This is a genomic window from Streptomyces sp. NPDC001514 (assembly GCF_053597075.1).
The window spans coordinates 1-20,400 of record NZ_JBSFHO010000059.1 but is presented as its reverse complement, the minus strand read 5'-3'; the positions used below and the strand labels follow the sequence as shown (position 1 = coordinate 20,400).

The window sequence follows — 20,400 nt, the reverse complement described above, 5'->3', positions numbered from 1 at the left end:
AGTCGCTCATGTCGGCGAACTTGAACTTCTGCAGCACCAGTGCGAGGGCCAGACGGGCCTCGGTGAGCGCGAACTGCCGGCCGATGCAGGCACGCCGGCCGTTACCGAACGGCTTGTAGGCGTGCGGGTGGTGCTTGGCTCGGTTCTCCGGCAGCCACCGGTTGATGTCGAACTCGTCGGGCCGGTCCCACGCCTTGGCGTGGGTGTGCAGCGGTCCCATCAGCAGGTTCGTCTTCGTCCCCTGCTTCAGTTCGTAGCGGCCGCCGATGACGGTGTCCTCCAGGGGCGCCTTCATGATCTGCGGAATGGGAGCCCACAGGCGCAGGGTCTCCTCCAGGATCCGCGGGATCACATCCATCTTCATGATCGTGTCGTAGTCCGGCACGGTGTCACCGGGCAGCAGCCGGTCCACCTCGGCGTAGGCCTGCGCCAGCACGTGCGGGTTGCGCATCAGCGAGTACGTGGCGAACGACAGCAGACCACTGGTGGTCTCGTGACCGGCGATCAGGAACGTCACCACCTGGTCACGGACGTTGTCGTCGTCCAGCAGCTTGCCGGTCTCCGGGTCGGTGGCCTGCAGCATCAGACCCAGAAGGTCGTCCTCACCGCTGCTCTTGCCCTGACGGCGCTCCTTGATCACACTCTCGACCAGGTCACGCATCAGCTGGATGTTCTCGCTGTACTTCTTGTCGTCGTCCTTGCGGAGCGCGGTCATGCTTGGCAGTTCCTGCGAGCGCCGCATCGACTCCACCAGCGACTCCAGCAGCGCCTGGAGGAAGGGGTGCAGCTTTTCCTTCTCGAAGGAGTCGAACCGGTAGCCGAACCCCGACAGGGCGATGGTGTCCAGGGTCAGCCGGGTGTAGTCGTCGGTGATGTTGACCGGCCGACCCTCCCTGCGCTCCCACTTGCCCACCAGGTTCTGGGCGATCTCCAGCATCTGCCCGAAGTAGCCCTTCATCGCCCGCTGGCTGAAGGCCGGCATGAGGATCCGGTGCGCCATGCCCCAGACCTCCTCATCGTCGTGGGCCGTGAACAGGCCCGCGCCGGTGTAGTCCCGGACATGGCTCAGCGGCGCGAAGATCGGCTTCCCGAAACGGGTCTCGTCGCAGACCTCGGTGACCAGGTCCGGGTCGTAGACGAAGACGTTCTCCTGGCCGGCGATGTCCATGCTGAAGATGCCCTCGGGGAACTGCTTGGACAGCTCACCGAAGTACGCGACCGGGTTGGTGTCGGGGATCTGCGGCGTTTCGCCGAGGATCGGGATGCCGCCCGGGGACGTGGCACGGCGGTCGCTCACGGGTTGCGTGGTCATGGACTTGCTCCTTTGTGCGGAGAGAGGGGAGGGGCAAGGGCACCGGTCGGGTTACGTGGGAACGCCGCTGGTGCAGCGGCATCTCCACGTTTCCGTACGTCGTACGGAATCGTTTCTCCCGTTGTACCGTACGGCGTATGGAAACGCAAAGGGGAGACCCCCGGGGGACCAGGAAGAGGGACGTACCGCTCACCAAGCACGGCATCTACGCCATGGCTCTGCGGCTCATCGAGCATCGGTGCCCACCAGGGCCGCAGACGCCCTCGGCAACGAACTGGTCTCCGACTCCCTGGTCTGGCGCTACGACCCCGAGGCAAGCCCCGACGGCCTGGAAGGCGACGAAGGCACCTTCTCCATCTGCTCCTTCTGGTACGTCGAGGCCCTCACCCGCGCCGGACACCTGGACGAAGCCCGCCTGGCCTTCGAGAAGATGCTCACCTACGCCAACCATCTCGGCCTGTACGCCGAGGAGATCAGCCACATCGGAGAGCAACTGGGCAATTTCCCCCAGGCGTTCGCCCACCTCGCCCTCATCAGCGCCGCCTTCAACCTCGACCGCGCACTGGGCTGACAGCCGACCGGCGGCGTTCCTCGATCAGTCGCCGTGCGAGCCTCCCGTTCCGCCCTAATGCGGGAAGAGGGGGTGAGACAACGGAGGAAGTGGTGAAGATGCGGACCGTTGTCCGGACCGCTCCCCCGTATCGAGGCCCATATTGCACTCGGCGCGCTGATCCCCTGCCTCGGCACGGCACGCCTGGTCCAGGACTCGGCCCCCACCGGCAGAGCGCCATGCTGCGCGGGCCGCGCCACCTGCCCGTCCAACTGTGAAACCCGCGGGGACACAGGGACCCAGGAATCTGTTCCTCCGACAGTTACGGCCTACGGCACCAGCACGGTCGCGTTGATGACGGTACTCACGGGTGGGGGGTGATGACGGCGCGTCCTTGGATCTTGCCGTCGTGCAGGAGCTGGTATGCCTCGTTGGCGCGTTCCAAGGGGAAGTGCTCGACCAGCATCTTGATCTTTTGCTGCTGGGCGAGGGTGATCACTTCCATCAGTTCGGGAAGGGAGCCCCAGTAGGGGCAGGCGACCGAGCACTCGTGCGGCGGGCTCGAGAAGTTGACTGGCAGGGCTCCGCCGCCGAGACCGACGATGGTCAGGTGGCCGAGCACCCTGGCCACCTGAGCAGCCATCCGCAGAGTCGGGTCTATGCCGACCATGTCCAGCACGAGCTGAGCGCCCTGCTGCCCCGTCATGTCCTTGATGCGCGTGACCGCCTCCTCGCCCGAGAGCAGCACCTCGTCCGCGCCCATGCCCTTGGCGGTTCCCAGCTTGCCGGCATCGGTGTCCACGGCGACGACGGTCGTCGCCGTGCTGAGCGCTCGCACCATCTGGATGGCCATCTGGCCCAGACCGCCCACCCCGATCACCACCGCGGTCGAGCCCGGCCCCAGCAGGTGCAGCGATCGCTTGACGGCGTGATAGCTGGTCAGCCCCGCGTCGCTGAGCGGGGCGGCCTGGCGGGGGTCGAGGGTGCCCAGCGGAATCAGGAATCGCGCCGCCGGGACCAGCAGGTACTCAGCCATTCCGCCGTCGTGACCGCCTCCCAGGCCCCCGCCCTGACCACTGACCTTCTGGCAGTAGTTCTCCCGGCCTTCCCGGCAGTTGGCGCACACCCCACAGCCCCAGGGACCGTAGACCATGACAGGGTCTCCGGGCGCGAACCCGGTGACACCAGGTCCCAGCCTCTCCACCCATCCCGCATTCTCATGGCCGAGCGTGAAGGGCAGTTCCGTGTCGAACCCGGGTGGTGGTCCGGGTGCCTCCATGATGTGCAGATCTGAGTGGCACGCACCGGCACCCCCGACCTTCACCAGGACCTGCCCCGGCCCGGGCTCGGGCACCGGCACCTCGCGCAGCTCGGGCGGTTGCTGCCATCCGACCAGTTGAAAAGCCCGCATAGCGATCCTTTGTGCACGTCGATTCAGTCGCGGATCCCGTCGATGTCGACCAGGACGTGGCGCGGGCCGCGGAAAATCTGGTTGTGGCGGTACGGCGGTGGGTCCTCTACGAGCCGGGGGTTTTCCACCCGGCGGACGAACTCGCCGACCGCGACCTGGACCTCGAGCCGCGCGAGCGGAGCGCCGAAGCAGAAGTGGATGCCCTGGCTGAACCCGAGGTGCTGGTTGTCCCGCCGTTCGAGGTCAAGCTCGTCGGGGTTGGCGAACCGCTTCGGGTCGCGGTTCGCCGAGCCGTATGCCAGGAAGATCGGCGCACCCTTCGGGATGGTGGTGCCTGCGATGTCGATGTCTTCCACGGCGGAGCGGGTGTGCCAGAACTGGACCGACGACTCGAAGCGCAGCAACTCCTCGACCCCGGGCACGATCAGCTCGGGCCGGCGGCGCAGCTTCTCGAGCGCGTCGGGGTGCCGCAGCAGGGTGAGCACGCTGTGGGCGATGAGATTGACCGTGGTTTCATGCCCGGCGAAGATCAGGAGCAAGGCATTGCTCACGAGCACGCCCTTGGACATGCCTCCCTCCGCGCCGTCCTCGTGCACCATCGCCGAGAGCATGCCCGGGCCGGGCTGCTGGGCGTACCGGTCGAGCAACTCGGCTGCGAACTGCCCGAACTCCTCCACGGCCTGGCGACCCCCGGCCAGTCGGCTCTGCATCTCCTCGGAGGCAGCCTCGGGGCCGAAATCCAAAGCGTCCAGGGCCGTCTCGATCCAGCTGTGGAAGCGTGACTCGTCTTCCAGTGGCACGCCCAGGACCTTGCAGATCACGCTCACCGGCAGGGGGTAGGCGAACTCGTCGACGGCATCGATCCGGGTCTTGCCCTGCATGTTGTCCAGAAGGCCGTCCACGATGCGGCGGATCTCGGGTTCCAGGTCGGAGATCAGGTGAGGGGAATGGGGCGGGCCGACGAAATGCGGCGTCATCATCCGGCGATCTCGATCGTGCTCGGGTGGATCCTGGGTGATGATGTTCGGCTCCAAAGAGATGACCGCCTCCGTGATCGGCTCGGCCTCCGCCTCCGCCGAGCCTTCGGCCGGGGCCGCAACCGGGACGGGGAGCTTCCTGGGATCCGAACTGACCCGGGGGTCGTGCAGCAGCGCGACGATCTCTTGGTAGGTACTGACGACGTAGGTGCCGTCCGGCTGCCGCGCCACCGGTGTCCTGCGGAGTTCCTCGTAGAACGGGTACGGATTGGCGCGGTTGGCGTAGCGGAGGGCCTGCTGCCAGGGGGTTTCCTCGACCACGAGGCTCCCCTCCTTCTTCCTGTCGATGCTGTCCGCTTGGACGCCCATCCGGCGGGCGCGTCAACGAGGGCGAGACCGGAACTCGGCCCTCCGCTCGCTCGGGTCGTGGCCGGTCAGGACGACGTCGGGGACCGCCGTCGGGACGCCGGGTTGCGGGAACTCGGCCGGGATCGGCTTCATGTCGGGGGGCTGGTCCCAGCCCGGCGGCGGAGGCGGGAACGGACCCGATTGCTCGATCAGCTTCCCGTAGTACTCCAGCCACTTGCCGTGATCGAAGGCGACGGCGGCGACGATGCGGCCCCGGCGACCGTAGGCGGCGGCAAAGTGGCGCTCCTTGACGGACCCTTGCGTGAAGACGATCTCGTCGCCGAAAGGCGGCACGCCGACGGACTTGATGTTGACGCCGAACTGACCGGACCAGAAGCCGGGCAGCAACAGATGCGGGCGATAGTTGGGCTCGAGGTTCACCATGTTGTGGGCCGCGACCTCGGCGCCGAGAACGGCATTGTCCCAGTGCTCCATCGCGAGGAACTGGTACTCGTACAGCACGTGGGGCGCGCGCGCCACGTCCCCTGCCACGTAGATGCTGTCGGTGATCACGCCGTTGACGTCGAAGGCGCGACCGCCGGCGTCGCAGCCGACGCCCCAGAAACCGGACGCCAGCCCGGCGCCCTCCAGCCATTCCACATTGCGGATCGACCCCAGCGAGGCCACCACCACGTCGGCGTCGATGGTGGTTCCGTCCGAGAGATGAGCACGCCGCACGTGTCCGCCGGAGTCGCCCTCCAGTGACGACACGCCCAGCCCGCAGCGCAGGTCCACGCCGTGGTCGCGCTGCATCTCCGCGGCGATCTCACCGATCACCCCGCCGAGCGCGCCGACCAGCGGCGCCGAGCCCCGCTCGACGACGGTCACCGGGAGATCGAGTTCCCGGCAGACGGAGGCCACTTCCGAGCCGATGAACCCGGCCCCGATGACCATGACCCGCGACGGCGGCGCGGCCAGCGCCTTTTGCAGCTGTGCGGCATCATCACGCGAGCGCAGCGTGTAGACCCCGTCCAGGGCGGCCTCGTCCGGGTTCGGCCACTGACGCGCCCGGGTGCCGGTGGCGATCAGCAACCGGTCGTACGGGATCTGCTCGCCGTCGGCCAGGCGCACCTGCTTGGCGGCCCGGTCCAACCCGGTGGCGGCCACCCCGAGCCGCCACTGCGCATTCACTTCTCGCAGGCGGGGCAGCTTCGTGTGGTCGGCCGGCACCCAGCCTTTGAGCACCTGCTTGGACAGCGGGGGACGGTCGTAGGGCTCGTACGGCTCGTCCCCGATGATGGTCAGAGACCCGGTGAAGCCCTCCTCACGCAGGGCTTCGGCGGCCCGCAGTCCGGCCAGGGACGCACCGACGATGACGATCCGGCCGTTGGCCCTGAACTGGCGCACCAGCTCTGCGACCGTTGCCGGCACGGTCATGACGTCGCGCTCCCCTCCGCGCCGTCCAAGCGGTCGATCACGATCGCCTGCACCGGACACGCCGCAGCGGCTCGCTCGACCTGCAGGCGCCGCTCGTCCTCGGGGTTCGGCTCGTAGGTGAGGGCCTCCGGGCCAGTCAGTCTGAAGACCTCGCGCGCCAAATACACGCATTGTGCGTATCCCTGGCACCGATTCAGGTCCACGGCGATCCGCATGGGCAGACTCCTTCCGATCTGCCGCCCAGCTGGACAGCCACCCGTCGCCCCCACCGACGCCACCGGCTGAGCACCCGTATGTTCGATCTTCTTCGCCGCGGCGGTACCTTCGCGGTGACGCTTACCGCCGGTGAGCGTCACGGTCCGAAGGTCGCGGTACACATCCAATGGCGTCGGCATCAAGGTTTGCCCCGGCCATTCCGCCTTAAGAAAAGGCTCGCCCCGTCTTCCGACGACCGCAAATCCGCTGATTCGGGAGACATCTCTCAGGGCAGTTGTCGTTCTTGATCACTGACCGGTTCGTGCAGGTCCGGGGGGCTTCCGGAGTGCCTGCCCGCATGGAAGCGGCCACCGTGATCATGAGCGTTTGTGGAGACAATACGGCCCCGGCCGACCGAGCTGGCTGAAGCCGCTGATCACGCCGCCCGCCGCTCCCGCGGACAGCTGCCAAAAGGCGTGCCGACTTCGACCGCAGCCGACTGATCGTCAGGTGTTCAGGGCGCCGAGGAATTCCAGGAGCGCCGCATTCACCTCGCCGGGGCGTTCCTCGGCGATCCAGTGGCCGCAGCCGGGCAGGATGTGCGCCGGTCCGACGGTCGGGTGGAGCGTGGGCAGGGCGGGGAGGAGTTGGTCCATCCCCGGGAACCCGTAGACCAGGTCCCGATCGCCGGTGATGTAGCGGCTGGGCATCCGGTACTGCGCGCCCTCCCATGGGGCGGTCAGCTGCCAATTGCGGTCGAAGTTGCGGTACCAGTTGAGGGCGCTGGTGAACCCGGCTTCGGTGAACTCCGTCGCGAGTGTGTCGATGTCGGCCTCGGTGAGCCAGGCGGGAAGTTCCTCGGGGTCCTCGAAGAGGTCCAGGAATCCCTTGCCCGATGGGACGAGCGGCTCGACCGGCGGGTCGCTGTGCGGGTTGTCGCCGCAGAGGCCGTACATCACGCGACGGAAGGTGGCGTGCGGGTCCTTCGCGAGCTCGGCGTCCGCGACGCCGGGGGTCTGGAAGTAGTTCCAGTAGAACTGGCCGCCGAACAGCTCGCGCATCGCCTGCAGCGGAGGAACCGGACCGCGCTGCGGCGGCGGGACGCTGAGGCCCACGACCCCCCGGACGACGTCGGGCCGCATCAGCGCGGTGGACCAGGCGACCATGCCGCCCAGGTCGTGGCCGATGACCACGGCCTGCTGTGCGCCGAGTTCGCGGATCAGGCCGATGGCGTCGCCGACGAGGTGCAGGATGGTGTATTCCTCAACCGCGGCGGGCCGGTCGCTGCGGGCGTAACCGCGCTGGTCAACGGCGACGACGTGGTATCCGGCCCCGGCCAGGGGCGTGAACTGGTGGCGCCAGTTGTACCAGCATTCGGGAAAGCCGTGGAGCAGGAGAACCAGGGGTCCTTCACCCTCCTCCGCGATGTGCAGCCGACGCCCTCCAACCGTGACGGTGCGGTGCTCGACCATGGTCACACACCCCTTCCAGGTGGGTTGGTCCGTAACCCACGCTACTCACGGGTCACACCGACAGCCGAGTGATCGCCCGCCGTGGTCGCGGGGCCGTTGCTCAGCTTGACGCGCACCGCCTTGACGCGCACCGCCACGCCCGGGCAGGCATCGCATTCCCACGATCAGGCGGTGACCCGGCCGGCAGCGGAAGGGCCGGCGCCGCCGGCAAGCGCCCAGTCGCCGGCGCTCTCGATGCCCAAGCGGCCCTACGGGGGCTCGCCGGGCACCACCGATTCATGGCACACCACCGAAGGGTGCCGTCTGCCCTTCTCGTCCGCACCACACCCACCGGCCGCAGGCTGGGACATACCGGCTCCAAGGCCGCTATTCGCACTTCTGGACCAAAGGGCGTAATAATGATAAAAATCTCATGTATGAGGCTTTTGTCCTACGGAGGAGCTCGTCCATGCCTGCAGTTCTGATCCACGGCGTCCCCGACACCCACCGCGTGTGGGACGGCGTGTGCCGGCACCTGAGCCGAAGTGACGTCGCGGCCTGGGACCTGCCCGGCTTCGGCGCACCGCGGCCGCAGGGCTTCGGCTCCACCAAAGAGGAGTACGTCGATTGGCTCATCGATCGGCTGGAGCAAGTCGGCGAGCCGGTGGACCTGGTCGGCCATGACTGGGGCTGCATTCTCACCGCGCGCGTCGCTTCGATACGGCCGGACCTGGTTCGTACGTGGGCCGGCAGTAGCGCTCCGGTCAGTGCTCGGTACGACTGGCATCCGCTGGCCAAGATCTGGCAGGACCCGGTCGAGGGGGACCGGTTCATGAACGAGCTTGACCCAGCGTCCTTCGCCAAGGACCTGAGCAAACTCGATGTTCCGGCTGACGTGGCCGAGGAAATGGTCCGTCGCGTGGACGGGTCGATGAGGGACAGCATCCTCAAGCTGTACCGCTCCGCCGTGACGGTGGGCGCAGAGTGGGAACCGGAACTGGCGAACGTGTCCGCGCCGTCCCTGGTCCTCTGGGGGACGCTCGACCCGGCCTGTCCGATCGCGTTCGCCGATGAACTCGGCCAAGCTGTGCGAGCGTCCCGGGTCGTCAAACTCGACTGCAGCCACTGGACGTTGATCCAGAAGCCGGCCGAGGTCGCCGCAGCCCTTGAGGCGCACTGGAATGCCTGAGGAGCCGTTGTCTTCCCGGCGTGATGAGCGCGTTTTCTCCGATGCGGCATGGGCGCGGTGATTGCGGCCGAGCGGGCCTCGTTGACGTGCCGGGCACGTCGGCGTCGCCTGCCCCTCATGCCGGGCGCCATCCACCAGCCTTCGAGGATGGCGGCCTCAGCCTGCACTGCTCATGAGCAACGTTCGCAATCAAGAAGATCTCGACTTCGTTGATTGCGTGTGGTGCCTCGGTGTTCCGTGACGGCCGTTCTCGGACACTGCGCAGGTCCCAGTCGGTGATCCAGTTCGCCACGCGGGGCGTCGGCTTCCGGTGCGACGCCCGGGTTCCTGCGCCGCGTCGCCGCCATCACGAGCGAGAGGTGAGCCTCTCCCTGACTGGCGGCGCCCCCATCGATTTTCCATACAACGCAGGGCATTACTGAAGGGAGGTTTCGTACATTGTATGGAATCTGAGGGTGTTGCCGCATCGGCAACCTCTCTCGCGCCCGGTGGCGCTGTGCAGAGCCGGCTGACGCTCATTAAGGAGAGCGTTCCGCGCCGCTGCATCGAACAATCCCAGTGAATTGCACTAGTGATCTTAGCGTCCGTCGCACTGACGGATTGCTTTGAATAGAAGGAGAAACTTGTGAGTTACCTCGCGAAGCGCGTGTCTGTCGCCATCGCCTCCCTGGCGGTGGCCGGCGGAGCCGTTCTTGGTGCCGGGGGTACTGCGTCGGCTGCGACGTCGACGTCAGCGCACGTCCAGCGCCCCGCCGCCGATGTCGAGGCCAACGACCACCGCTGGGGCGGCGACGACGACCGCTGGGGCCGTGACGACGGCCGTTGGGGCGAAGGCCGTTGGGTCCGTTACGACGACGACCGCTGGGACTGTGACGACGACGACCGGGACCGCGACCACGACCGCTGGGACGGTCACAACGACGACGACCGGGACCGTGACCACGACCGCCGGGACGGTCACAACGACGACGACCGGGACCGTGACCACGACCGCCGGGACGGTCACAACGACGACCGCCGGGACCGCGACAAGGCTAGCCACCACCACGACCGGTAGAGCTCCGGTCGCTGATACGAAGGTCGCCGTGATCCGGCAACCGACGTTGGTCGCATCCCTGTGATGCTCCCGGCCGTCAGTGGTGGCTTCGCCTGCTGCTGACGGCCGGGCGCGACGGCAGGAGATGTAGCTCCTGTGAGCGTTCTCCTGCCGTCCGACACCGGTCCCCGTAGTACCCACTTCTCTGTTCAGGCCTCCTTGACAGGCCCTTCCGATGGCCCTCCCGGTATGACTCGAGGCAGCAGGAGTAAAGACCAATGAAGTCGTTGAGAACCGTGATTCAGGGGCTGTATGTGCAACTTGTCGTTGCGCATGAGATGTCCTTGCCTGTAAGCATGAGGCTGCGGTACGAGCCCCGTGATCCCTATGTCGTCCATGCCGCATTCACCACTGCCGACAGCGACGAGACGGTGGAATGGATCATTGGACGAGATCTTCTGATCGACGGGCTGGAAGGCCCCGTCGGCGAGGGGGACATACGCGTATGGCCAGCCGACGGACCTGACCGCTGCGACTCGTACATCCTTCTCAACCCGCCGGCTGGTGCGGCCTTGCTCAAAGTCCGGACGCACGAAATCAAGACGTTCCTGCAGGGAACGGAGACCCTGGTGCCCAGGGGAGCCGAGCTCGGGCACATCGACTTGGATGCTTCGCTGGCGCACTTCCTCGCCGAAGGATGAAGTCGGCCCAGCTGCCACTCATCAAGAGGCCGGGTCGCTCGAGGCCCCCGCCTCACCGATCCCTGATGCGTGCCCACCCTGAGGTGAATTTGTGCTTTTCGTGATGGCCGTTGCTGATCAGAATGCGTCCTCATCGATTTCGGGTGCGGGCTTGCTGTCGATCTGCGCATTGCTCTTCACCGTCGCCTCGTTCTGGTGGCTCAACGCCAGACAGGGGCGCCTCGAGTCGTGGGAGCCTCATTCCTTTGCGGCGATTGTCCACGGCTCCATGGTTCGCCTGCGGATTCCGCTCGTCCTTCACAACACCGGTGCCAAGCCGATAGTCGTGCAGGATCTCAGGCTGACCTTCCCTGATGAGCCCGCCTCTCATCTGCCACTCCTGTGGACGGCTTCACCATCCCGTCTCCAACCCGGGCCGGACGAGGAACCGGAGTTGCCGGCGGGATTCATCGTGGCCGGCAGAGAAGCGCAACGACTCTTCATCGAGTTCGAGGCACCGTTTTCCGGGTTCGTTCCGGAGGCCCGTGACTACAAGGTCCGAATCCAAGTGAGGGTTGGCCACCGCAAGGGGTGGCGCTCGCTTCTGACGTTCACCTTGAGGACCACCAACATCGTTCATCCCGACCGGTACGCCGTCTGCCACAACGCGCCTCTCGAACTGACGAAGGAAGACGAGAAAAAGGCAGACGCTGCGCTCCTGGAGCTGTTGGAGGGGCAGAAGAAGGACGCTTCCGCCAAGAGCGAGACCAAGCGGCGAGACTATTGGAACGACGAGGGCAACGCCGATAGGGACCTGTAGGTCGTGAGGATGGTGCTGAGCCCGGCCAAAGCGCACCGTGTCGGCACCCGCCCGCTGCCGCCGGAGCCGCCGATCCTGCTGGTTCGCCCTCAACAGGAGGGCGCCGCCGGGTCACGTCTGGGAAGACCGGGGTGCCGGGTACCCCGATGTCAGCGGAACTGCAGGCGGGCCTGGTTCGGGATGTCGCCGAACCCGCCGCTGTGGAAGTCGCGGAAGGCCTGCTCGATTTCGCTCGCGCTGTTCATGACGAACGGGCCCCCCATCGTGACCGGCTGACCGATCGGCTCACCGCTGTAGACCATGACCACGCTGTGCTCGTCGCCGTCGGCGGTCTCAAGCGCGATGGTCGAGAGCGAAGCCTGGGGAAGGGGGTCGGACCAGGCGATCTCCCCTGCCCGCACGGGACGCCCGGCGACCGTCACCCTGCCGGACAGGACGTAGACGAAGGCACGATCCCGGCCGGGCAGCAGATGATCCAGGCGTCGGCCGGGCTCAAGGGTGATCACCGCTCCGGAGATGGGCCAGTTGTTCAGTGCGGGGCCTCGGACGCCGCCGGCCTCGCCCGAAATGAGGTCGATGCGGGCGCCGTCCGTCTCGATGACGGGTCGACGGTCGGCCAGCAGGTCCTGGTAACGGGTGTCGACCATCTTCATCTCGCCCGGCAGGTTCACCCACAGCTGCAGGATGTGCGCCCGTTCGTTGCGGAAGGCGAGCTCGCGATGGATGATTCCGCGCCCTGCGGTCATCCACTGCACGTCTCCAGTGGTCAGCGCGCCGACATGACCGATGTTGTCACCGTGCTCCAGGACGCCGTCGAGGACCAGTGTGACCGTCTCGAGACCGCGGTGGGGATGCCATTCGAAACCCGGTGAGGAGAACCAGTCCTCGCTCAGCAGCAGGAACGGATCCGTAAGTTCCGGCCTCATGGGAGTGATGACCACGTTCCTGTCGTCGACCTGCGTGTCCCCTCCGAAATGCATCTTCCTCTCGACGCGGACGACGCTACGCTCCGCTGCGCCTTGCAGGGCTTCCATGACCTACGTCCCTTCAGAACCACCATCGAGTTGATGTGTCACCTCACAGTACTCGAGTAGACATGTCAACTCAAAGGTATGATGGGGCCATGGAGTGGCAGGGATTGAGCGAGCGCGAACTGCGCGCCTGGCGGGCGTTCATCCAGATGCAGGAGATTCTGCGGTCACGTATCGAGCAGCAGCTCCAGGCGGGCAGCGGCCTGTCAAACGCTGATTACTCGGTACTCGTCGCCCTGTCGGAAGCACCGGGCGGGCGCTTGCGTGCCTATGAGCTCAGCGATGAGCTGGGCTGGGAGAAGAGCCGCCTCCACCACCAGCTCACCCGCATGTGCAAGCGCGGCCTGGTGGAGCGCCAGAGCGGCGCGTCACGCGCCATGTATGCGGCGCTCACGCCAGAAGGACGCACAGCCTTGGAAGAAGCAGCCCCCAGCCATGCCCAGGAGGTGCGGCGCCTGGTCATCGACCGTCTCACAGCAGAGCAGATCGACCATCTCGCCGAGATCTCCAGCGTCATCCTTGACCATCTGCACACGGATCACCCGGCTGTCGGCGGCTGACTCTGCGACGGGTTACGTGCTGACGGGCGGACAGGACCGCAATACGCCCGCCGTGCTCGCCCGCCCTCGACCGGGTCAGCGGCGAGACCCCGCCGCGCGGGTGTCCGCACCGAGGCCGAGCAAGCGTCGGCAGGGCACGCCTGATCGAGGACCAGGCGTGCCGCGCCCGTCCAACTGTGAGGCCTGTCGTGGGTCATGGCGTCGTCAGGATCGCACCAGAGATCGCGGCACCTTGATGCTCCGTGAGCGCAGCCATTCGCCGAGTGCTTTGGCCTGCGAGTCCAGCCGCAGTGTCGAGGTGGCGCCGGTCCCGAGCAGCCCTCGAATGAGGAAGTTGACCGCGCCCAGGTTGGGGAGTTCGTGGCGCGAGATCTCCAGTGCGCGTGTTTCGGGAAGAAGGCGTCGCAGTTCGTCGACGGTGAGGGTGGACCTGAGCCAGTCCCATGCCGCACGGTCGCGTACCCAGACGCCGAGATTCGCGTCGCCGCCCTTGTCGCCGGAGCGGGCGTGCACGATCTCACCGAGTGGGGCGACGACGAGTTCATCTGCCCGCGGCGCAGGCACCGATGGCGCGAGCGCCGGCTCGGCCTGCGGCATTACCTCGCCACCGGCGCCGTCCGGGTTGCCGGGGGCGATGATCTCGGCCGTGCCGTCGTAGTGGTGGACCGTGTGCTGGAGCATCCGCTGGTCGAGCAGTGCGGGCCAGTAGACACCGAATGCGGACCCCGGTTGCGGAGGGCCGAGGGAGTACAGCCCGGGGTAGCTGGACAGGGCCAGCTCGACCACGCGCGACGCGAAGGCGCGCCCGGCGGCCTGCTGCGTCCCCTGCACGGTGATCCTGAGCAGCTCGGTTCCCGCGTTCTGGGTGTCGGGATCGGGCTGGGCCCGCCCGATGCGCTCGACGGCGACCGCGTCGAGCCCGCGGGCGGCCTCGGCGTAGCGGTGGACGAATCGCTCCACGAGGGCGGCCTTCGCGTCGAGGTCCGTGCCGGTGAGCGCGAGGATCGCGCTGTTCGTCCAGCCTCCCACCCCTGTGATCGCGACCTTGGTCGTCCTGGACGGCGCCGTGCCTCGCACGCCGCGGATCCCGACGCGGTCCTCGCCGAGGTCTGTCAGCGTCGCGGTGTCCAGGTGGGCGGTCACGTCGGGGTTGAGATACGCGGGTTCACCGATCTCGTAGAGCAGTTGGGCGGTGACCGTGTCCTGGGTGATCACGCCGCCGGTGCCCGGGTTCTTGGTGATCACCGAGGAGCCGTCGACGGCGATCTCGGCGATCGGGAACCCCGGCTCCACGAGGTCGGGGACGGAACGGAACCCGGAGAAGTTGCCGCCGGTCGCCTGAGGCCCGCACTCGATGACGTGTCCGGCGGCGACCGCGCCGGCGAGGGCGTCGTGGTCGTCAGGCGTCCAACCCCACCACCAGGCGGCGGGACCGACGACCAGGGAGGCGTCGGTGACGCGGCCCGTCACGACGATGTCGGCGCCGTTGTGGAGGGCGCGCGCGATGCCGAAGCCGCCGAGGTAGGCGTTGGCCGTCAGCGGCTGGTGCGGCCAGTCCGACAGCGGCTGACCACTCGTCAGGTGCGGCAGGCAATGGCCCGCTTGCCGCAGACCGTCGAGGCTGCCGAAGACGTCGTCGCCTTCGATGTGGGAGACCCGCAGGTCGTGACCGTGGCGTGCGATCAGTTCACGCGTCGCGGCGGCCAGCCCGGCGGGGTTGAGTCCTCCGGCGTTGACGACGAGCCTGATCCGGTTGGCGACGAGGTGCTCGAGCGCCGCGTCGAGGTGCTGCAGGAAGGTGGTCGCAAAGCCCTTCGTGCTGTCCTTGGCGCGCGCCTTGCCGAGGATCAGCATCGTGACCTCGGCGAGGTAGTCACCGGTGAGGACATCGATGCCGCCCGCGCGGGCCATGTCGGCCATGGCCGAGGCGCGGTCGCCGTAGAAGCCGGAGCAGTTCCCGACGCGGAGGGGGCGCTGCCCCCGTCCTGATGCTGATGTCATGCTGACTCTTCCGATGTCGAGGGACGAAGACCGCCGGTGTTCTCGCCCCCGGTCCTGTTGACCCGTACCGTCCCTTCGAACCCCACCTCGCCGGAGGGGTGCTCCTCGGCGAGCTCAAGGGTCATGCTGTCGCCCTCGATGTGGGTCACCCGCGCGGTGTAGGCCAGGTTGGCGGGCGCACAGACGGGCTTGCGCAGGCGGTAGGCGACCTTCGTCACGCGCCACTTGGGGCCGAGAGCCTCGGTGACACAGCGCAGGGCAAGCGCCGCTCGCAGGTGGGAGTGGACCACGAGACCGCCGTGGCCCTCCTCGTGTGCGTAGGGCTCGTCGAAGTGGATGCGGTGGGGGTTCCAGGTGACCGCGCTGTAGCGGAACAGCTGAAAGGCCGTGGCCGTGTGCTTGAGCCGTGGGAGTGTGTCCCCGACCTGGTAGTTGATGGACACTACGACTCCTGCAAGGGGTTGCGCAGTACGACGGTGCGCCGGTTGCGGTTGAGGACGGCACCCTGAGCGGACGTGAACGTGTTGAGGGTGGTGACGAACACGCAGGTGCCGGCGCGGGTCTGCTTGGGAGTGACCGCCTCGAGGGTGGTTTCGAGCATGACCTCCGTGCCCGCGGTCAGGGGACTGACCAGCTCCATCTCCTCACCGGCCCCCATCACGCGCAGGCCGTCACCGAGGGGTATGTCACCGCTGAGGGGGGTTCCGTCGGGCTGGAGCTGGGCCTCGGGAGTGCCGATGCCCCACTCCACGATCGCGGCGAGCATGTTCGGTGGCGCCACGACATCCGCGTACCCGGCCGAACGTGCGACCGCGGCGTCGTAGTGGACCGGGTCCGCGGCGCCGATGGTCAGTGCGTAGCGGCCGATGGTCACCGCGTCCAGCGTGCCGAGGCTCCGGCGCGAGAGGACGGCTCCGGTCCGCGGCTGGGTCTGGTCGTAGTACTCCGCCAGCGGAGTACCGGGTTCAGGTGTGAACATGCCTGGGATCCTCACCATTGATCTGGGTGCCGGCTTCGCCGCCGGCATCCGCGTGGCCGGCAAGCTCCGCGAGAACCTCCCGCGTCGACTCGCCCAGCGGCGGGGCGGCCCGCAGCGGGCCCACCGGCGAGTCGCTGAGCCTCAGAGGGCATCCCGCAACCGGCACCCGGCCCCTGGCCGGGTGCTCGACGTACTGGATCATGCCGCGCTGGATCAGGTGCTCGTCGGAGTCGACCTCGCGGATCGACTTGACCGGCGCGCAGGGCACACCGGCGGCCTGCAGGTCCCGCACCAGCTCGGCACGCGTCCGGGCCCTGGTGCGGGAAGAGACCTGCTCGTCGACCGCGTCGATGTTGGCGACCCGGTCCTTCTGCGTGCGGAACCTGGGGTCGTCGATCAGCTCGGGCCGGCCCAGTGCGGTTGCCACGCCGCGCCAGTGCCGCTCGGCGATGCAGATGATCGCCAGCCATCCGTCGCTGGCCTCGTAGATGTTGTACGGCGCGATCGCCATGCCCGTATGCCGGTTCCCGGTGCGCTCGGGGAGCTCTCGGCCGGGGTTGTTGTGCAGGCCGCCCAAGCTGGATGCCAGCATCGGGTAGACGGTGTCGTGCATCGAGACCTCGACGATCTGCCCCCGTCCCGTGCGCTCGCGCTGGAACAGGGCCGCGCTGATCGCCCCGAACAGGTGGATGCCGCCGGAGAAGTCCACGAACGCGGCGCCGGCCTTGGTCGGCGGCCCGTCGGCCTCACCGGTGGCCGAGGCGCTGCCGGACATCGCCTGCACGGTGATGTCCATGGCCGACATGTGGGCGTAGGGGCCGGTGGACCCGTAGCCCTTGCCGGAGGCCACGACCAGACGCGGGTTGTGTTCGAGGAGCCGCGCCGGGCTGAGCTGGAGGCGCTCCATCGTGCCCGGCGCGTAGTTCTCGATGAGCACGTCGGCGGTCTCGACCAGGTCGAGCAGCGCCTGGCGACCGGCGTCGGTCTTCAGGTCGAGCACCACACTCCGCTTGTGGGAGTTGAGCATCACGAACTCGTGGGACTCGATCGGCTCGTGCGAGCGGAAGCGCAGTGGCTCACCGCCGGGTGGCTCGACCTTGATGACGTCGGCGCCCAGTTGTGCGAGCAGGAGCCCGCAGTAGGGGCCGTTGTAGATCTGGCCCAGTTCCAGGACCCGGATGCCGTCGAACGCCGGTCGCATGGCTGCTCCCCTGCCGATCAGGACTTGATCACGCCGGCGGCGCCGCCGTGGATGTAGCCGACCGGTCCAGTGCCCTGCGCCGCCGCAGCGGTCTCGGTCAGGTGCTGGAGGGTCACCGCGTCCATGACCGAGTGGAAGGTGCCGTCCTCGTTGAAGCTGACCTGCGCACCCTCGATCCAGGCCAGGGCAACGGTGTCCTCGGTGTTGTCCTCGGGGGTGTAGAAGGTGTGCACCGAGCCGCCGGGCTCGTACAGGTAGGAGCCCGCCGTCTGCGGCTGGTCGGGGTACTCGCGGTACAGCCAGCGGCCCTGGATCGTCCACACCTGAGCCGTACCGGTGTGGTAGTGGATCGGCAGCTCGACACCGGGCGCCAAGGTGGACAGGAAAACCCACTCTCCGCGCTCGGGGTCCAGGCGCAGCGTCTGGATGTGAATGCCGGGGGCGACAAGATCCTTGAACAGCGGGATCTGGTCGATGTTGACGGTCAGAAGCTCACCCTGCGGCAGAGAGACGAGCGGCAGCGGAGCGCGGCCGCCGTACGTGCTGATCACCGTGGGAGACACTGGTGCGGTCATGTTCGGGCCTTTCGTTGCGAGTGAGGACCTTCCGGACATGCGACGTGCGAGGTGGTACGTAGGGGTACAGGGAGAGAGCGTACGTATTTACGTACGATGAACCGGATTTCCGGATGATGTCAGGCACGCTACGGTGACCCACGCCTCCCTGACAAGACGCGTGCACGGACTTTTGGCGGACGGTGCGGTGCTACCATCAGCCGCATGCCCGTCCGCCCGCATCGCACGGTCGACCGAGTGATCGGGATCCTCGAAGCCGTGGCCCTGAGTCCGCGGGGAGTGACGCTGGCCGAGCTGGCAGCCGCCCTGGACGCGGCGAAGAGCTCCGTTCAGGAGCTGACCAACGGACTTCTCGCCCGCGGCTACCTCATCGAGGACGACCGCCGGTTCCACCTCGGGCCAGGGCCCTTCATCCTCGCCGCTCGCGCGAACAAGCTGGCCGCGTTGTCTCTCGATCACCAGTTCCTGGCCGAGTTGAGCAAGGTCCTCCGCTGCACCGTCCTCGTCGGGGTGCGCGTCGGCGACGCCCTCGTCTACGCCGACCATGCCGGTCAGGAGTCGCCCAGCCTGACTTTCGTCGCGCGCACCCACGCCCGTCGCCCCCTCTTCACGACCGCGGCCGGCAAGACTCTGCTCGCCGGCGTCCCCGACGACGAGATGTACCGGCTCCTGGAGCTGGCCGGTGCGGAACAGGCAGGAGAGGTCCGGCAGTTCCTCGCCGAGCTCCCCGAGATCCGCTCCCGCCGACTCGCCTTCAACCGCGGAGTCACGTTCAAGGACGCCTTTGCCGTGGCCACGCCCCTGCTGGCATCCGACGGCAGTCCGATAGCGGCGATCAGCGCCGCCGTCGACCCCGCAGAAGCGGATCGTCTCGACGACCTCGGCGAGGAGCTCAAGAAGGCAGTCGCCGTTCTCGGCCCCCGGTACGGGCTCAACCACGCCTGATCCCCCGCGCCGGCGAGCGGCCCGGCTGTCGCCCTCCGGTGCCGGCTGCTCGCCGAACACGACCGCCTGCCCGCCGCCCTCGGCGTGTGGGAGCAACGGCTGCGCCCGTTCGTCACCCGCCACCAGAGGGAGCCCCGCGCGTGCGGCACCTCTTCATGCCCGCCCACCGCTTCGGGTACGCCGCCCGCCGCACCCTCATCCACGCGGCCAACACCCCTGTCGGCTCCGCGCTCACCAAGACCCTTGTGGACTGACCGTTCACACAAGACCGTGGGCGCCGGTGTTCCCTCAAGCACCGGCGCCCACTCACCCCTGCCCGGGGTGGTCTTGATGAACTTTCTGTTCAGTTGTCAGGGGACGAGGATGAGGCGGATCGGGTCGCCGATCTTGTTCTCCAGCCGGTTGACCGCATCGGCGGCCTCGGCGAGCGGGATGTGGTCGGTGATGGAGGGGGCCAGGTCGAGACGGCCGACCTCGGCCAGCCGGACCAGCTCGGTGACGGACTCGGGGGTGCCGCCGTAGTGACCACGCACCTGCTTGCCCAGGTAGTTGAAGGTCAGGCCCTCGGTGATGGTGAGGGGCCTGGGGCTGATGCCGACCAGGATGAGGGAGCCGCCCAGGCCGAGTGCGGCGGCGGCCTGCTCGCGGACGGCGGGCACGCCGGCGCAGTCGAAGGCGAAGTCGAGGCCTCGTCCGGCGGTGGCCGCGCGGACCTGGTCGGCGAAGTCGGGGGCGGCCGGGTCCAGGGCGAAATCCGCGCCGAATTCCAGGGCGCGCTCGCGGGCGCCGGGCAGCGGGTCGATGGCGATGATCGGCGCGGCGCCGACCAGGCGGGCGACGCGGACGTTGTGCGCGCCGACTCCGCCCACGCCCCAGATGCCGACGGACTGGGCGGGACGGACGCCCGCGGTGGCGACGACGGCGGCGTAGGGGGTGGAGACCGCGTCGGGGATGATCGCGGCCTGGTCGAAAGGGAGGCTGTCGGGGATGGGGATGAGGGTGTCCTCGCGGGCGAGGGTGTACTGGGCCCAGCCGCCGTCGTAGTCGATGCCGGCGGTGAGCATCTGGGTGCAGGGGCGGCGGCGCACGCAGCCCGCGCACTGGCCGCAGGTCTTGCCGGCCTCCAGGGTGACGCGGGTGCCGACGGTCAGGTCGCGCTTGAGGTCGGGGCCGAGGGTGTGGATCACACCGGAGACCTCGTGGCCGACGGTGACCGTGTCGGAGGTGGCGAACAGCGGGACGAGGGAGCCGTCGATGAGGTGGACGTCCGAGAGGCAGACGCCGGCAGCCTTGACCTCGATGAGGACCTCGCCGGGGCCGGGCACGGGGACGGGAACCTCCTCCACGGCGAACTTCTTGCTGTCCAGGTGGAAGCGTCCGGCGAGCATGGTGTCCATGGTGCTCTGCTTTCTGTGAGCGGGCTTTCCCCGGCGGTTGGGGCCGATGGGTGCCGTGTGATACCTCGGAAGTGGGGGGCGGGGGTGGTGGCCGGGGGGGTGCGGGGTGTCAGGACCGCCGCACGCTCCCGGCGTTTGGGGGGGTCAGGCGAAGACGTCCTGCTGGTAGCGCTCGTCGGCTTCCAGCTGGGCGAGCCACTGCTGGGCGGTCTCGTCGTCGCTGCCGGTGTGCTTGCGGTAGATCGCCGCGAGGGCCTCGCGCACGGCGGGTGCCATGCGGCGGCCGTCACCGCAGACGTAGATGT

Annotated in this window: 19 protein-coding genes and 1 pseudogene; 7 read left to right on the top strand and 13 right to left on the bottom strand. The window is 68.0% G+C overall.

Annotation, left to right across the window (positions count from 1 at the left end; genetic code table 11):
- A partial coding sequence (locus tag ACWCXB_RS35505; protein WP_450728456.1) for a cytochrome P450 occupies positions 1 to 1,312 on the bottom strand: 1,312 nt, incomplete at its 3' end.
- A gap of 256 nt (positions 1,313 to 1,568) precedes the next feature.
- Between ACWCXB_RS35505 and ACWCXB_RS35500 the strand changes: the two are divergent.
- Positions 1,569 to 1,883, top strand: a pseudogene (locus tag ACWCXB_RS35500) (glycoside hydrolase family 15 protein); the annotation flags it as partial.
- 343 nt (positions 1,884 to 2,226) lie between these two features.
- Here ACWCXB_RS35500 and ACWCXB_RS35495 read toward each other — a convergent pair.
- From ACWCXB_RS35495 to ACWCXB_RS35475, 5 genes are all read right to left on the bottom strand, one after another.
- Positions 2,227 to 3,273 (bottom strand): NAD(P)-dependent alcohol dehydrogenase, encoded by a 1,047-nt coding sequence (locus ACWCXB_RS35495; protein ID WP_450728454.1) that lies wholly within the window; start codon positions 3,271 to 3,273, stop codon positions 2,227 to 2,229.
- A gap of 23 nt (positions 3,274 to 3,296) precedes the next feature.
- The gene (locus tag ACWCXB_RS35490) at positions 3,297 to 4,571 is read right to left on the bottom strand and encodes a cytochrome P450 (protein WP_450728452.1); all 1,275 of its coding nucleotides are present in this window, start codon (positions 4,569 to 4,571) and stop codon (positions 3,297 to 3,299) included.
- 60 nt (positions 4,572 to 4,631) lie between these two features.
- Positions 4,632 to 6,035: an NAD(P)/FAD-dependent oxidoreductase gene (locus tag ACWCXB_RS35485; protein WP_450728450.1), complete on the bottom strand. Its 1,404-nt coding sequence runs from the start codon at positions 6,033 to 6,035 to the stop codon at positions 4,632 to 4,634.
- A complete protein-coding gene (locus ACWCXB_RS35480; protein WP_450728448.1) occupies positions 6,032 to 6,250 on the bottom strand; it encodes a ferredoxin in 219 nt (72 codons plus the stop codon). Before ACWCXB_RS35480 ends, ACWCXB_RS35485 begins: the two co-directional genes overlap by 4 nt.
- Positions 6,251 to 6,736: 486 nt before the next feature.
- Positions 6,737 to 7,702: an alpha/beta fold hydrolase gene (locus ACWCXB_RS35475; protein ID WP_450728446.1), complete on the bottom strand. Its 966-nt coding sequence runs from the start codon at positions 7,700 to 7,702 to the stop codon at positions 6,737 to 6,739.
- A gap of 448 nt (positions 7,703 to 8,150) precedes the next feature.
- Between ACWCXB_RS35475 and ACWCXB_RS35470 the strand changes: the two genes are divergently transcribed.
- The 4 genes from ACWCXB_RS35470 (at position 8,151) to ACWCXB_RS35455 (ending at position 11,406) form a co-directional block, all read left to right on the top strand.
- Positions 8,151 to 8,870: an alpha/beta fold hydrolase gene (locus tag ACWCXB_RS35470; RefSeq protein ID WP_450728444.1), complete on the top strand. Its 720-nt coding sequence runs from the start codon at positions 8,151 to 8,153 to the stop codon at positions 8,868 to 8,870.
- Positions 8,871 to 9,495: 625 nt separating this feature from the next.
- The gene (locus tag ACWCXB_RS35465) at positions 9,496 to 9,927 is read left to right on the top strand and encodes a hypothetical protein (protein ID WP_450728442.1); all 432 of its coding nucleotides are present in this window, start codon (positions 9,496 to 9,498) and stop codon (positions 9,925 to 9,927) included.
- 257 nt (positions 9,928 to 10,184) lie between these two features.
- Entirely contained in the window at positions 10,185 to 10,607 is a 423-nt protein-coding gene (locus ACWCXB_RS35460) for an SsgA family sporulation/cell division regulator (RefSeq protein ID WP_450728440.1), read from the top strand.
- 91 nt (positions 10,608 to 10,698) lie between these two features.
- Positions 10,699 to 11,406: a hypothetical protein gene (locus ACWCXB_RS35455; RefSeq protein ID WP_450728438.1), complete on the top strand. Its 708-nt coding sequence runs from the start codon at positions 10,699 to 10,701 to the stop codon at positions 11,404 to 11,406.
- A 149-nt stretch (positions 11,407 to 11,555) separates the two neighbouring features.
- Here ACWCXB_RS35455 and ACWCXB_RS35450 read toward each other — a convergent pair whose 3' ends face one another.
- Entirely contained in the window at positions 11,556 to 12,332 is a 777-nt protein-coding gene (locus ACWCXB_RS35450) for a pirin family protein (RefSeq protein ID WP_450728436.1), read from the bottom strand.
- A 197-nt stretch (positions 12,333 to 12,529) separates the two neighbouring features.
- Between ACWCXB_RS35450 and ACWCXB_RS35445 the strand changes: the two genes are divergently transcribed.
- The gene (locus ACWCXB_RS35445; protein ID WP_450728434.1) at positions 12,530 to 12,997 is read left to right on the top strand and encodes a MarR family winged helix-turn-helix transcriptional regulator; all 468 of its coding nucleotides are present in this window, start codon (positions 12,530 to 12,532) and stop codon (positions 12,995 to 12,997) included.
- 204 nt (positions 12,998 to 13,201) lie between these two features.
- Here ACWCXB_RS35445 and ACWCXB_RS35440 read toward each other — a convergent pair whose 3' ends face one another.
- Genes ACWCXB_RS35440 through ACWCXB_RS35420 form a run of 5 tightly spaced genes read right to left on the bottom strand, consistent with a single transcriptional unit; the run spans position 13,202 to position 17,753 of the window.
- Positions 13,202 to 14,998, bottom strand: coding sequence for an acyclic terpene utilization AtuA family protein (locus tag ACWCXB_RS35440; RefSeq protein ID WP_450728432.1), 1,797 nt, complete (start codon positions 14,996 to 14,998; stop codon positions 13,202 to 13,204).
- A complete protein-coding gene (locus ACWCXB_RS35435; protein ID WP_450728430.1) occupies positions 14,995 to 15,441 on the bottom strand; it encodes a MaoC/PaaZ C-terminal domain-containing protein in 447 nt (148 codons plus the stop codon). The genes ACWCXB_RS35440 and ACWCXB_RS35435 overlap by 4 nt, the downstream gene beginning before the upstream one ends.
- Positions 15,441 to 15,977: an FAS1-like dehydratase domain-containing protein gene (locus ACWCXB_RS35430; RefSeq protein WP_450728428.1), complete on the bottom strand. Its 537-nt coding sequence runs from the start codon at positions 15,975 to 15,977 to the stop codon at positions 15,441 to 15,443. The genes ACWCXB_RS35435 and ACWCXB_RS35430 overlap by 1 nt, the downstream gene beginning before the upstream one ends.
- Positions 15,964 to 17,178, bottom strand: a complete 1,215-nt coding sequence (locus ACWCXB_RS35425; protein WP_450728426.1) for a CaiB/BaiF CoA transferase family protein — start codon at positions 17,176 to 17,178, stop codon at positions 15,964 to 15,966. Before ACWCXB_RS35425 ends, ACWCXB_RS35430 begins: the two co-directional genes overlap by 14 nt.
- 17 nt (positions 17,179 to 17,195) lie before the next feature.
- Positions 17,196 to 17,753: a 2,4'-dihydroxyacetophenone dioxygenase family protein gene (locus ACWCXB_RS35420; RefSeq protein WP_351309014.1), complete on the bottom strand. Its 558-nt coding sequence runs from the start codon at positions 17,751 to 17,753 to the stop codon at positions 17,196 to 17,198.
- Positions 17,754 to 17,957: 204 nt separating this feature from the next.
- On the opposite strand from ACWCXB_RS35420, the gene ACWCXB_RS35415 reads away from it, so the two are divergent.
- On the top strand, positions 17,958 to 18,698 hold the full coding sequence (locus ACWCXB_RS35415; protein ID WP_450728424.1) for an IclR family transcriptional regulator: 741 nt from the start codon (positions 17,958 to 17,960) through the stop codon (positions 18,696 to 18,698).
- Positions 18,699 to 19,048: 350 nt separating this feature from the next.
- Here ACWCXB_RS35415 and ACWCXB_RS35410 read toward each other — a convergent pair whose 3' ends face one another.
- The gene (locus ACWCXB_RS35410; RefSeq protein ID WP_450728422.1) at positions 19,049 to 20,095 is read right to left on the bottom strand and encodes a zinc-binding dehydrogenase; all 1,047 of its coding nucleotides are present in this window, start codon (positions 20,093 to 20,095) and stop codon (positions 19,049 to 19,051) included.
- Between the last annotated feature and the right edge of the window lie 305 nt (positions 20,096 to 20,400).